Annotated in this window: 12 protein-coding genes; 9 read left to right on the top strand and 3 right to left on the bottom strand. The window is 39.0% G+C overall.

Annotated features, from left to right (window positions below; translation table 11 throughout):
- Window positions 1-46: 46 nt before the first annotated feature.
- Complete coding sequence (locus AACZ88_RS17150) at window positions 47-940, bottom strand: DMT family transporter (protein ID WP_339712791.1); 894 nt, start codon at window positions 938-940, stop codon at window positions 47-49.
- A gap of 291 nt (window positions 941-1,231) precedes the next feature.
- On the opposite strand from AACZ88_RS17150, the gene AACZ88_RS17145 reads away from it, so the two are divergent.
- Together AACZ88_RS17145 and AACZ88_RS17140 are read left to right on the top strand one after the other, a co-directional pair.
- On the top strand, window positions 1,232-2,800 hold the full coding sequence (locus AACZ88_RS17145) for a sensor histidine kinase (RefSeq protein WP_339712789.1): 1,569 nt from the start codon (window positions 1,232-1,234) through the stop codon (window positions 2,798-2,800).
- A 4-nt stretch (window positions 2,801-2,804) separates the two neighbouring features.
- Window positions 2,805-3,185, top strand: coding sequence for a response regulator (locus AACZ88_RS17140; RefSeq protein WP_339712786.1), 381 nt, complete (start codon window positions 2,805-2,807; stop codon window positions 3,183-3,185).
- 97 nt (window positions 3,186-3,282) lie between these two features.
- Here AACZ88_RS17140 and ychF read toward each other — a convergent pair whose 3' ends face one another.
- Complete coding sequence (gene ychF / locus AACZ88_RS17135; protein ID WP_339712783.1) at window positions 3,283-4,377, bottom strand: redox-regulated ATPase YchF; 1,095 nt, start codon at window positions 4,375-4,377, stop codon at window positions 3,283-3,285.
- Between the two features lie 451 nt (window positions 4,378-4,828).
- On the opposite strand from ychF, the gene AACZ88_RS17130 reads away from it, so the two are divergent.
- Window positions 4,829-7,504: a TonB-dependent receptor gene (locus AACZ88_RS17130; RefSeq protein WP_339712780.1), complete on the top strand. Its 2,676-nt coding sequence runs from the start codon at window positions 4,829-4,831 to the stop codon at window positions 7,502-7,504.
- Window positions 7,505-7,572: 68 nt separating this feature from the next.
- Here the strand turns inward: AACZ88_RS17130 and AACZ88_RS17125 are convergent, their stop codons facing one another.
- Window positions 7,573-7,926, bottom strand: a complete 354-nt coding sequence (locus AACZ88_RS17125; RefSeq protein ID WP_339712777.1) for a 4Fe-4S dicluster domain-containing protein — start codon at window positions 7,924-7,926, stop codon at window positions 7,573-7,575.
- A gap of 113 nt (window positions 7,927-8,039) precedes the next feature.
- Here AACZ88_RS17125 and AACZ88_RS17120 point away from each other — a divergent pair, with 113 nt between their 5' ends.
- From AACZ88_RS17120 to AACZ88_RS17095, 6 genes are all read left to right on the top strand, one after another.
- Window positions 8,040-9,101: an acyl-CoA reductase gene (locus AACZ88_RS17120; protein ID WP_339712774.1), complete on the top strand. Its 1,062-nt coding sequence runs from the start codon at window positions 8,040-8,042 to the stop codon at window positions 9,099-9,101.
- A 74-nt stretch (window positions 9,102-9,175) separates the two neighbouring features.
- Complete coding sequence (gene serC / locus AACZ88_RS17115; RefSeq protein ID WP_339712771.1) at window positions 9,176-10,240, top strand: 3-phosphoserine/phosphohydroxythreonine transaminase; 1,065 nt, start codon at window positions 9,176-9,178, stop codon at window positions 10,238-10,240.
- Window positions 10,241-10,318: 78 nt separating this feature from the next.
- Complete coding sequence (locus AACZ88_RS17110; protein WP_339712768.1) at window positions 10,319-11,269, top strand: D-2-hydroxyacid dehydrogenase; 951 nt, start codon at window positions 10,319-10,321, stop codon at window positions 11,267-11,269.
- Between the two features lie 82 nt (window positions 11,270-11,351).
- A complete protein-coding gene (locus AACZ88_RS17105; protein ID WP_339712765.1) occupies window positions 11,352-11,984 on the top strand; it encodes a DUF937 domain-containing protein in 633 nt (210 codons plus the stop codon).
- A 152-nt stretch (window positions 11,985-12,136) separates the two neighbouring features.
- Window positions 12,137-12,598 (top strand): DUF6146 family protein, encoded by a 462-nt coding sequence (locus tag AACZ88_RS17100; protein ID WP_339712975.1) that lies wholly within the window; start codon window positions 12,137-12,139, stop codon window positions 12,596-12,598.
- A gap of 32 nt (window positions 12,599-12,630) precedes the next feature.
- Window positions 12,631-12,933 (top strand): DUF6787 family protein, encoded by a 303-nt coding sequence (locus AACZ88_RS17095; protein ID WP_339712762.1) that lies wholly within the window; start codon window positions 12,631-12,633, stop codon window positions 12,931-12,933.
- Window positions 12,934-12,943: the final 10 nt, after the last annotated feature.

Genomic DNA, 12,943 nt, shown 5'->3' with positions numbered 1-12,943 from the left:
GGTAAAGAAAACCTTTTTTTCTGACACCCTAGTCTACAAAACAAAGTTATTTTTTTGAAACAAATGCAACCCCCCCAATAACGACAAGCATACCAAATAATTGAATTAATGTGATTTGTTCACCAATAAATAGATAGGCGAGAATAATGGTCGATACTGGACCAAGGCTTCCGAATATAGAAAAAGTGGATGCACCCAAACGCTCAATTGCCGCAGAGACCAAAAACGAAGGTAGCAATGTTGCAAAAAAGGCCATGGCGCAACCTAAAAGGTAAACTTCCCATGAAAACCGAAAAATATCAAGGTCACTAACCAACAAGTAGTGAACAACAACACAAAAGGTCGAGACGATCATCGCATAGGAGGTAAATTGCATTACCCCAAATTTTGGAATCAACCATCCGCTCCCCACTAAATATGCTGCATATGTTATGGCGCTTAGGAAGACTAAAAAACCGCCCCAAAGTACTTTTTGCCCGCTGTTCACTCCCATTTCGTTCGAGAAGATGACGATAACTCCGATATATGTAATAGCAATGGCCACAGCTTGGGTCTTTGTAATCTTTTTCTTAAAAACTACCCAAGACAAGAGAACTACAATAGTCGGGTAGACAAACAAAATAATACGTTCGAGTCCGGCCTTGATATGTTGTAACCCCATGAAATCAAACAAACTAGCTAAGTAATACCCCACTACTCCAAAAAAGACAAGCCAAAGAAAGTCTTTTCTTTGAATCTGTTTCGGGTTTAAAGGCTTCTTCCAAAAGGCGATAATCACATACACTGGCACCGCAAAAATCATCCGAAACAAAAGCAGGCTTAGGTGGTCGACTCCATAGCCATAGGCGATTTTTACCATTACAGCCTTTGTTGAGAATAAAACAACCCCCAAAATAGCAAAGAGAACCCCGACCCGTTTTTCAGAAATATGAATTGACATATTGACAAGTTCTAATTTTTGAAAAAGATGAATGTTACAATTTCAAACGAATTACAATGCCCATGTACATTTTTTTTTAACAACCAAGACTTTATTCAGTCTTGAAAAAAAAACGAATTATCGTATGAATTCCTCCATTTTTTCAAAATATACCAATAATTATGTTATTTTTTTGGTAGTAATTAACTTACAATATATTAACTTTGAAACTCTTCTATTTTTAAAGAATAGAATTCGAATAGTGGACAGGAATATTCGAAATAGATAAAAAGAGTTATCCTAAACGATTAGATGGGCAAAAGAATAACAATTACGGCAAGTGCCATATTTTTGATTTCCACAATATTACTCTGGTACAACGCTTTTGAGCGTATTAAAACCTATCATAAAAACATTACACTTGTTGCGAACATAAAGGCCAACAATCGGTTAACCGATGGTGAAGATCGGCTTCACAAGCTCTATAACATAAGCAAGAAAGACATTTTGTTTATTAAGGACCTGATTGAACTTGATTTCAAAACAAAGCAACCGACGAATCTCTCCGCCTTAAAGTTTTTACGATTTCTGGAAATAGAGGACAACTATTTTCAAGCTAGGTATATTGACCTCAATGGGAAAGAAGTTATTAGGGTCGATAACAGAAATGACAGCATCACTATTTTACCAGATAGCCAATTACAGCATAAAGGAGAGCGCTACTATTTTAAAGAAACAATAAAATTGGCATCTGGGGAGGTTTTTATTTCGAGTCTCGATTTCAATGTCGAAAACGGCAAAGTCGAAGTACCCTATAGACCCACAATTCGATTTTTCACGCCAGTTTTTTCTGAAGATAATCTGAAAGGAATCGTTGGTTTAAATTTTAACGTCAATAATTGGCTCAAAAACTTCAGCGATTTAGATATTGGCCTACTCAATGCCGATAACGAAGTGTTTTATCATGATGATGAAGTTCAATTTTCGACTTCAAAAACAGATTTGACTGAAGTAAACGATAAAGGCAATCCAGTATATTTATCCAAATCAGTAAATTTTGATGGAGCCCATAACTGGACAATTTATACAAAGCCCGATTTTTCAGCAATTGACAGTGATTATAACAATTATAAGTTTTCAATATTCAAAACCGCAGCGATTTTAACGTTAAGCATTCTGGTTTTCCTCATCATTATATATTCACTTTATCAAAAAAACAAGTACATCACCGCCCTTAACGAAACCTCGGAACTTCGCTTGTTGGAAAGAAATACGTTATTAAAGGAAATACATCATAGAGTCAAAAACAACTTGCAGATAATCACCAGTTTATTAAGCCTTCAATCAAGTTTTATTGAAGATGACCAAGTTAAAGGGCTTTTTAGATACGGTCAATACCGTATTAATTCAATGGCCATAGTTCATGAAATGCTCTATAAAAATAGTGACCTTAGCCGAATTAATTATGGGGAATATCTTCATCAATTGGTCGGCACATTGATTACATCTATGAAGGGCTCAAAAAATCAAATTGAGCACAGAATTGATGCAGATGATTTATTTTTAAATATCGACACCTCGATACCACTCGGGCTTCTTATCAACGAAATAGTTACCAACTCGTTGAAATATGGATTCGAAAATGGAGAAGGAATTATTTCAATAGAAGTCAGGAAATTGAAATATCCAAATTTTATATTACGCATAGGAGACAATGGTGCAGGTTTTCCCGATGATATCAATTTTAGAAATACGGTATCGCTCGGATTGAAGCTGATTCACAAATTGGCATTGCAGCTCAGGGGCAATATTGAAAAAGATAACTCTAAACAAGGAACCCACTATATTATAACCTTTCAAGAAATTGAGCAAACATCGTAGGCCAATGCAATTAAAAGTTTTGATTATTGAAGATAATTTTATTATTCAAATGTTTTTAGAAAGTATCATAACGGATATGGGTCATGAGGTTGCAAATACTGTCGATAATAGTGAAGATGCACTTGATTTTATAGAAGCGAACAAACCAAATTTAATACTCTTAGATATAGGTATTTCAGGGAGCAGAGATGGCATTGAAACCTCCCAGATAATTTACGAAAAATATAAAATACCTGTTATATTTATTACAGGGAATTCAGATGAATCTACCTTGGAAAGAGCTAAAAAAACCAAGCCTATCCATATCATTCACAAACCTATTGACGACCATAAGCTAAAATCTGAGTTCGCCGGTATTTTCGAGAAACTAAATATAACTTCTTAGTACTTACGAATCTCCCACAGCTGAAAATCTGGGGCCAAGCAAAACAAATTCTACTGGGGTAATTGAGGCGAATCCATAATACAAACAAGCGCCTATATTACACATTGAACCTGAAGTGCATAACATCACCATCTTTGACGACGTAATCTTTGCCTTCGACACGCATCTTTCCGGCCTCCTTTACCTTTGCCTCACTCCCATATTCAGTATAATCGACATATGAAATAACTTCTGCCCGTATAAAACCTTTTTCAAAATCGGTATGAATAACACCGGCCGCTTGAGGCGCAGTAGCACCCACAGGTATAGTCCAAGCACGCACCTCTTTCACCCCTGCCGTAAAGTAAGTTTCAAGATTCAATAGTTTATAAGCCCCACGAATCAATTTAGCAGAACCAGGTTCGTCCAACCCTAAATCCTCAAGAAACATTTGCCGTTCTTCATAAGTATCCAACTCGGTAATATCGGCTTCGGTACCAACAGCTAGAACTACAACTTCAGCATTTTCACTTTCGACTGCAACTTTTACCTTGTCAACGTATTCGTTTCCTGATACAGCAGATTCCTCATCCACATTGCAAACATACATTACCGGTTTATCTGTGATAAATTGTAAGGGTTTTACAAATTCATTTCTGGCATCTTTCTCAATTTCGATTGCACGTACCGAAATTCCAGACTCTAGGCCGCCTTTTAATTTCAAAAGAACGGCTTCCTCTTTTTGAGCCTCCTTATTTCCTGTTTTTGCCGCCCGTTTTACCTTTTCCAGTTTCTTTTCAACAGTTTCCAAGTCTTTCAACTGCAGTTCCATATCAATTGTTTCCTTATCACGAATAGGGTCGACTGAGCCATCGACATGAACAATATTATCGTTATCAAAGCAACGAAGTACATGAAGAATTGCGTCGGTTTCACGAATATTGCCTAAAAACTGATTGCCTAGCCCCTCCCCTTTACTGGCACCTTTAACCAACCCGGCAATATCAACAATCTCTACCGTTGCGGGTAAAACTCTTTCAGGAGTAACCAGTTCTTCAAGTTTCTCCAACCTATAGTCAGGTACATTGACCACACCTATATTAGGCTCTATTGTGCAAAACGGAAAATTGGCGCTTTGTGCCTTTGCATTGGATAAACAATTAAAAAGTGTTGATTTACCAACATTGGGCAACCCTACAATACCTGCTTTCATAATCAAAAGATGTAAGAATCAAAAAGCGATAATACCTAAATAGCCGTTGATTCGATTTTTTTTAAACAGCTGCAAAGATAATAGGAAGAATGTAAAACTGCTCTGTTATTACAACATATTAAGCAGAACAGCGACAAATAAATATTAAGAAGACAAACCGAAAGCAAAACCATAGGCGACATAATCAACCAATGTTTGTCTCTATAACCGAGTACCCTTATAACTATTTAATAAATAGTAACTTTACATAAGTTACATGAACCTTTTATTAGATCACATCTCATTACAATTTATAAGAATTAAACTACTTTTTTTATTTTTTTCCGATAGTATTCCTTTCTATATTATACTACGTATTCCCTAAGACGTTTCAAACTTTTCAGCCGCTTCGTGTTCATTCAACAACAAATAATGTTAATTTAGTTTAACTAACTTCTAATACTTTATGATTATGAAACAAACCTACGTATTAATTTTAAACCTGTTTTTTAGCGGTTTTATCGGTTTTTCACAAAATACGATAAGTGGAGTTGTAAAGGATCAATCGGATCTACCTCTCGTCGGGGTCAATATTGTGGAAAAAGGCACAACGAACGGCGCGACCACGGATTTTGATGGCAATTACGAAATAACGGTTGCCGAGGGAGCGACTTTAATATTTAGCTATATCGGTTTTAATACGGCTGAAGTGGATAGTTCTGGAAAGACAATCATTAATATGACACTTACGGAAGGAGTTCAACTCGATGAAGTGATGCTTGTGGGCTCTAGAAGCCCCAAACGAACCTCTACCGATACTGCGGTTCCCGTGGATGTAATCGATGTTGCCGAGGTAGCTACGCAAAGTGGTAAAATTGAGGTCAACGAACTGTTACAATATGCAGCCCCCTCCTTCAATGCTAACAAACAATCGGGTTCAGATGGTGCCGACCATATAGACCCGGCGACGCTAAGAGGCCTCGGTCCCGACCAGACTTTAGTACTGATCAATGGAAAAAGAAGGCACCAATCTTCACTGATCAATGTTTTTGGTACCCGTGGAAGAGGAAATACAGGAACCGATTTAAATGCCATTCCCTCATCTTCAATAAAAAGAATAGAGATTTTACGAGATGGTGCTGCGGCACAATATGGTTCTGATGCCATAGCGGGGGTAATCAATATTGTTCTAAAGGATAATGTCGACCAAGTAACGGGTTTTGTAAGTTATGGCGCCTATAGTACAAACGCACAAGGAGATTTCCCAACAGGCACAGCCAATACAGATGGCTATCGCCTCGATACCGAAAAAGATGGCAACGCCATAGGCGATGACCAAAGTTTTGACGGAGGCTCGTTAAAAGCTGGGGTGAATTTCGGTGCTGCCATTGGCAAAGATGGCGGGTTCGTAAACGTTACGACAGAATATGTGAGCAAAAACAAGACATTGCGCCCCGGTTTTGATTTTAGAAAAGGATTTGGTGAAGCGGCAATTGACGGTTTTAATTTAATGGTCAACGCTTCTGTACCCCTCAACGCCAACTCTGAATTCTATGCTTTCGGAGGTAGAAATTATAGAGATACCGATGCGTATGCTTTTACAAGAAACGGCGGAAATAGAGTTATCCCCTCGATTTATCCGAATGGTTTTACACCTAGAATCACGTCTAATATCATTGACAATTCCGTTTCGGCCGGGTTTAGAACCACCTTGGCAAACGACTGGAAATTAGATGTTAGCAATACGTATGGTAGAAATAATTTTCATTATTATATAAAAGGTACGCTGAATGCTTCTTTGGAGGATGGGTCGCCAACAGATTTTGATGCCGGAGGTCATACCTTGTCACAGAATACGGTCAACTTAGATTTTTCGAAGTATTACGATGATGTATTGGAAGGCATGAACTTGGCCTTTGGTGCAGAGTATAGAACTGAAAACTTTGTCATTTTTGCAGGTGAAGAGGCCTCATGGGGAACTTACGACGTCAATGGCCTTCTCATTACCGACCCGGCCAATCAGACCCAACCTACCGAACCAGGTACGGGAGACGTAAGACCTGGTGGTTCCCAAGGTTTTCCAGGATACAGTCCGGCCAATGAAGTAGACAGAAGCCGTAGTAACTTTTCCTTATATGCCGATGGCGAATTTGACTTTAGTGAAACCTTTCTAATGAGTGCCGCTGCACGTTTTGAAAACTTTAGTGATTTTGGCAGTACCTTAAATGGAAAACTGGCCGGAAGATTCAAGGCTTCTGAGAATATAAACATAAGAGGTTCGGTGAGCACCGGTTTTAGGGCTCCCTCCCTAGCTCAAAAATATTATAACCTACGCTTCACCAATTTTGTAGGCGGTGCGGCCTTAGAGTCATTATTGTCTCCTAATAACAGTCCGGTAACCGCTTCCTTTGGAATCGAGCAACTTAAGGAAGAAAAGGCACTGAATGCAGGCCTGGGTTTCACGGCCACCTTTGGTGCCTTCAACGCTACGATAGACGGGTACTATATTCATGTACAAGACCGCATTGTTTTAACGGGTAATTTTGACACACCTCAAATTGATGGCGTGGAAGCCGCTCAGTTTTTTGTCAACGGTGTTGATACCGAAACTATGGGTCTTGATATCGTTTTATCATGGAAAAAGCACTTTGACGACAGTAGTCTTTCCGCCACTATCACAGGCAATTTAAACCATATGGAAATAACCAATGTCAATAACGCAAGTCTTGATGCCGAGACTTTTTTCGGGGAACGCGACAAAGCTTTTCTTTTGGCCTCGGCACCTGAAAGTAAATTGACTTTCAACGTCAATTATAATAAGAACAAATTCGACGCCGGATTGGGTTTAACGCGTTTCAGCAGTGTCGATCTTTTAGACTATCAAATGTTGGAGCCCACCTCGGACTATGCAAGTTTTGCAGATAAAATCAATCAAGCTACCGATCATTACAGTCCTAAACTGATAACGGATGTGGTATTGGGCTATCAATTATGTGAGGGTCTTAAATTGAATGTCGGGGTCAATAACTTGTTTAACGAATATCCAAGTCAACAAGACGATTGGGTAGAAGGCGGCGGGTACTGGGATTCGTTACAAATGGGCTTTGGAGGGGCCTATTACTACGCAAGAATCGGCTTTACCTTTTAAAGGGAAACATGCAATCATAAAAAAACCGGACGATTGTCCGGTTTTTTATGATATATCTTATTTTTTGTTTATCCCTCTCCGTGCATAAAACGTTGTTTGCCCAAAAGCGTTTCTTCAGACTCGACCCGATCTTCATCAGGCACACAACAATCTACAGGACAGACCGCGGCACATTGAGGCTCTTCATGAAAGCCCATACATTCGGTGCATTTATCCGGTGATATATAATAAATTTCATCGCTGATCGGCTCTTGAACTTCTTCGGCATTTACCGCTTTACCATCCGGTAGTACCACATCTCCCTCCAAAGAGGTGCCATCACTGTAACGCCATTCATCGGCACCTTCATAGATCGCCGTGTTGGGGCATTCCGGTTCACAAGCTCCACAATTGATACATTCATCCGTAATTATAATTGCCATAATCTTATTTTATGCTGTCTCGATTCCATCGAGATTATTTCTAAAATCTAATTTACCAAAGTATCCTTACTTTTGCACAAAGGTAAAACCTATATAAGTCCTTTACAAATATAATGGAACACATTCAACATAAGGTAAAAGCTTTTATTAAACTTGGAAGTTTTTTCAAGGAATATTGCGAATATTCTAAAAATCCTATAGATTTAGTAGGAATTAATGGTTCAAATTTAGCACAATTCCACGAAAAAGTAACCCTAGCAACGCATAAGAACGGGTGGTTCTCACAAGAAAACATCAATTTCTCCCTACTACAATGGAGTGAATTACTTACTGAGAACAAGCTTGAAAAATGGCTGACCGCTTATAATCTGGCACAAAATAATAGTAAGACCGTGGCCATAATCATGGCCGGAAACATTCCCTTGGTAGGGTTTCATGATTTTCTTTCCGTTGTTTTAACAGATAACAGGGCGTTAATCAAACAATCATCAAACGATGACGTATTGCTCCCCTTTCTTGCCGATTATTTAATTCAGATAGATCCTACCCTTAAAGATAAAATAGTTTTCACGGAAGGTAAGTTGGAAAATTATGACGCCGTAATTGCCACAGGAAGCAACAACACCGCGCGTTATTTTGAACACTACCTTGGCAAAAAGCCACATATTATCAGAAAAAACAGAAATTCCATTGCAGTCTTGACTGGAAAGGAATCAACGGAAGAACTTCGAGCCTTAGGACAAGATATCTTTCAATATTATGGATTGGGCTGCCGTAGTGTCTCTAAAATTTTTGTTCCTGAAGGGTACAACTTCGATACCTTTTATAAAGCGATATATTCGTATCATCCTATCATTCATCAGAATAAATATGCTAATAATTACGATTATAACAAAGCGGTCTACTTGATGAGTGAATTCAAAATTTTGGATAATGAATTTCTTATCCTCAAAGAAGATGAGGGCTATGCCTCCCCCATCGCCACGTTATTCTACGAGTTTTATTCCGATAAAACTGCACTTCTAGAAAAATTAAGACAGGACGAAGAAAAATTACAGTGTGTGGTGGGTAATTGGCCCGAATTGGAAACCATTAGGTTCGGATCCACACAAAAGCCCCGTCTAGACGACTATGCCGACGGTGTTGATACTGTTGATTTCCTGTTAAAAACATAATTGAATTAGTTATTTTTACACGTTATGATTTACGATAAAATCATGACCTTTACATCTTAAATTTCAAAATTATCATGAAGAAACATAATTTTAGTGCCGGTCCCTGTGTCTTACCTCAAGAAGTCTTGTTAAAAGCATCGGAGGCCGTTATGGATTTGAACGAATCCGGGTTGTCACTCATCGAAATCTCGCACAGGAGCAAAGATTTTATCGAAGTTATGGAAAAGGCTAAGGCTTTGGCCTTAGAACTTTTGGGGCTTGAAGGCAAAGGCTACCATGCATTATTTCTTCAAGGCGGTGCGAGCTTAGAATTTTTAATGGTTGCCTATAATCTTCTTGAAAATAAAGCCGGATACCTAAATACAGGTACTTGGAGCGAAAAATCGATAAAAGAGGCGAAGTTGTTTGGTGAAATAGTTGAGGTTGGCTCTTCGAAAGATGAAAATTTCAATTATATACCCAAGGGCTATGCGATTCCTGAAGATATTGATTATTTGCACCTAACTTCCAACAACACAATTTTTGGTACACAGATCAAGAAATTTCCGAGCATTAAAGCTCCGTTGGTATGTGATATGAGTTCTGATATCTTCTCACGCCAGCTCGACTTTTCGCAATTCGATTTGATTTATGCAGGTGCTCAAAAGAATATGGGACCTGCAGGAGCCACTTTGGTCGTAGTCAAAGAAGATGTTTTGGGCAAGGTTTCACGTAAGATTCCTTCAATGCTCGATTATAAAGTACACATCAGTAAAGACAGTATGTTCAACACTCCTCCCGTGTTTGCCGTTTATGTTTCAATGTTGACCTTAGAGTGGTTGAAAGACTTAGGAGGTATTGCCGCCATTGAAGAAATCAATAATAAAAAAGCGCAACTGCTATATTCTGAAATTGATTTGAATCCTGCATTTCAAGGCTTTGCCAATACCGAAGATCGCTCGAACATGAATGCTACCTTTAACTTGACCGATGACAAACTGAAAGATACGTTCGATGCCCTGTGGAAAGAAGCTGGAATCAATGGCCTTAACGGACATCGTTCTGTCGGAGGTTATCGCGCATCAATGTACAACGCCCTTTCGTTGGAAAGCGTGGGCGTATTAGTCGATGTTATGAGTGAAATGGAACGAAAAGGATAATTCACAGTTCTTAAGCTATGGCGATTTACTTTTTAGATTGTCTCCATAGCCTCCCAGCTGTAAAATAGAATAAAAAATATGAAAATTTTAGCAAATGATGGTGTTTCACAAACTGGAATAACTGCATTGGAAAATGCGGGTTTTGAGGTATTGACCACCACAGTAGCGCAAGAACAACTTATCGATTATATCAACACAAATGAGATTATCGGCTTATTGGTCCGCAGTGCGACCAAGGTCAGAAAAGATCTTATTGATAATTGCCCGAACCTAAAATTAATCGGGCGTGGGGGCGTTGGCATGGACAACATAGACGTTGAATACGCCAAAGAAAAAGGGCTTCATGTAATCAACACCCCCGCAGCCTCTTCAGAGTCGGTTGCAGAATTGGTTTTTGCACATTTATTCGGAGGGGTTCGTTTTCTTTACGACGCCAACCGAAATATGCCTTTAGACGGAGACAGCAAATTTAAGCAGCTCAAAAAGTCATATGGCGGCGGTATGGAACTGAGAGGTAAAACTTTAGGTGTTATCGGCTTTGGCAGAATAGGAAGGGCCACTGCTAAAGTAGCATTAGGTGTAGGTATGAAAGTGGTGTTTTTCGACCCTTTTATCGAAAAGGCATCAATTGACCTTGATTTTTTCGATGGGCAGTCAGTTTCTTTTAATTTTAAGGGCATAGGTAAAGAAGAGGTACTCAAAACTTCTGATTTTATCACATTGCACGTTCCTGCCCAAAAAGAATATGTCATTGGTAAGAAAGAATTCGAAGTAATGAAAAATGGTGTAGGTATTGTCAATGCAGCACGGGGAGGCGTTTTAGACGAGGTAGCTTTGATTGAGGCTCTCGAGAACGGAAAAATCGCCTTTGCAGGTCTCGATGTTTTTGAATCGGAACCAAAGCCTGAGATAAAGATACTTATGCACAGCAATATTTCTTTGACACCACACATTGGTGCAGCTACACTCGAAGCACAAGATCGTATCGGGTCTGAATTGGCTTCCCAAATCATTAATTTACTCAAATAGACGCCATTCTTTCTTGCAATTTGACCAGTATGACGGTCTTTTTTGTACATTGGGAAGTGAATTATAAAACAAACACTACATCATGGCAGGATTATTAGATTTATTAAACAGCCCTATGGGTCAACAACTCGTTAGCGGAGTGGCCAGTCAAACCGGGCAATCGGAAAACAAAACGGCGGATGTGTTGGGTATGGCAATGCCTCTTATTTTAGGGGCTATGAAAAAAAATGTTTCTTCCCCAGAGGGGGCCCAGGGGTTATTGAGCGCACTTTCGAGCAAACATAATGGGGGTATCTTAGACAACCTTGGAGGATTGTTCAGTGGGGGCGTCGACCAATCTGTAATGGATGATGGCGCCGGTATTCTGGGCCATGTATTTGGCAACAAGCAAGCGAATGTGACGAATGCCTTAAGTCAAAAATCAGGAATGGATGCGGGCGCCATTGGTGATATACTAAAAATAGCTGCCCCAATTGTAATGGGACTTTTAGGAAAACAAACCGCACAAAGCAATGTAAACGATTCCAGTGGTATGAATAGCCTTCTGGGTAGCATGTTGGGTGGACAGCCGCAACAAAATCAGAGTCTAATTACAACCTTATTAGATGCCGATGGAGATGGGAGTGTTTTAGACGACGTCGCTGGCATGGTAATGGGGGGCTCCAAGAAAAAAGGTGGTCTTGGAGGACTCCTCGGAGGCCTTTTCGGAAAATAATAAACAATTTCAAATTTTCACAAAGTCGCTTGCATCACAAGCGACTTTTTTTATGCTCTATTGTCAAACAGTAGTTTATCTCATCGTCTGCGGATAAGTTTGAGTCGTTTTCTTCGACTAACTATTAAAAAAATGGCTAAATTGAGAATATGATGAAAAAAATAATTTTAAAATCGGCAGGGCTAATTATATTTTTAAGCCTATTAATAGTAAGTAGTTGCGGAAGCACTAAGGAGGCTATGGAAATCTCCTCGGATGAAAAAAAAGCCTTCGAACAAAAGCAAGGGGATACCATCTCAATTGCGAATGAAGAGGCTGAATATGAAATAATAATCATTGAGCCTGGATTCGATTTCTGGTTGAAAAGCGTTGCGAGACCCGAAAACTATTATTCGCAATCCTTTCTTGAAAACCGGAATCAAATTTACGTCGTCAATTGGAATCAGAGGGTATTACAACCCCAGCGGTACGGCCCTAACCTTTATGAACTCCAAATAGATTACAATCCTAATATCGATTACGGCTATGAGGTGAACTACAAGCTCTATAATTATTTTATTTTCTTCCAAAGAAAATACAACCAACGTTTAGGTCCTTTTTTCCCTCGAATTTAAGGCTTATATTTACCAACTCTTGTGAAGGTTTTATGGATAAATTAAAAAAGCGTTGGGGTATTGACTCCAATTTTCAGATAATTATAATTTTGATAGTTTTTGCAATTACGGGCTCTATTGCCACCAAACTTGCCGCCCCTTTAACTGATTTTATAGGGTTGCAAAGAGAAACTACTGCATCTTGGCTGTATTGGACGGCGCGAATACTTTTAATATTTCCGATATACCAGGTTTTATTGGTTTTTTTCGGTTGGCTCTTTGGTCAATTCCAGTTTTTCTGGAATTTTGAGAAAAAAATGTTGAACCGTCTGGGCTTGGGCTTTCTGTTCAAATAAATTATATATT

Source organism: uncultured Kriegella sp. (assembly GCF_963975415.1).
GTDB lineage: Bacteria > Bacteroidota > Bacteroidia > Flavobacteriales > Flavobacteriaceae > Kriegella.
The sequence above is the reverse complement of the archived record's forward strand: the minus strand, read 5'-3'. Positions and strand labels throughout refer to the sequence as shown.

Bases quoted from the DNA above. Each gene is read 5' to 3' on its own strand.
- AACZ88_RS17110 (WP_339712768.1), top strand. From the start codon at position 10,319: ATGAAAATTTTAGCAAATGATGGTGTTTCACAAACTGGAATAACTGCA.
- AACZ88_RS17145 (WP_339712789.1), top strand. From the start codon at position 1,232: ATGGGCAAAAGAATAACAATTACGGCAAGTGCCATATTTTTGATTTCC.
- AACZ88_RS17150 (WP_339712791.1), bottom strand. From the start codon at position 940: ATGTCAATTCATATTTCTGAAAAACGGGTCGGGGTTCTCTTTGCTATT.
- ychF (WP_339712783.1), bottom strand. From the start codon at position 4,377: ATGAAAGCAGGTATTGTAGGGTTGCCCAATGTTGGTAAATCAACACTT.
- AACZ88_RS17130 (WP_339712780.1), top strand. From the start codon at position 4,829: ATGAAACAAACCTACGTATTAATTTTAAACCTGTTTTTTAGCGGTTTT.
- AACZ88_RS17125 (WP_339712777.1), bottom strand. From the start codon at position 7,926: ATGGCAATTATAATTACGGATGAATGTATCAATTGTGGAGCTTGTGAA.
- AACZ88_RS17120 (WP_339712774.1), top strand. From the start codon at position 8,040: ATGGAACACATTCAACATAAGGTAAAAGCTTTTATTAAACTTGGAAGT.
- AACZ88_RS17100 (WP_339712975.1), top strand. From the start codon at position 12,137: ATGAAAAAAATAATTTTAAAATCGGCAGGGCTAATTATATTTTTAAGC.
- serC (WP_339712771.1), top strand. From the start codon at position 9,176: ATGAAGAAACATAATTTTAGTGCCGGTCCCTGTGTCTTACCTCAAGAA.
- AACZ88_RS17140 (WP_339712786.1), top strand. From the start codon at position 2,805: ATGCAATTAAAAGTTTTGATTATTGAAGATAATTTTATTATTCAAATG.
- AACZ88_RS17105 (WP_339712765.1), top strand. From the start codon at position 11,352: ATGGCAGGATTATTAGATTTATTAAACAGCCCTATGGGTCAACAACTC.
- AACZ88_RS17095 (WP_339712762.1), top strand. From the start codon at position 12,631: ATGGATAAATTAAAAAAGCGTTGGGGTATTGACTCCAATTTTCAGATA.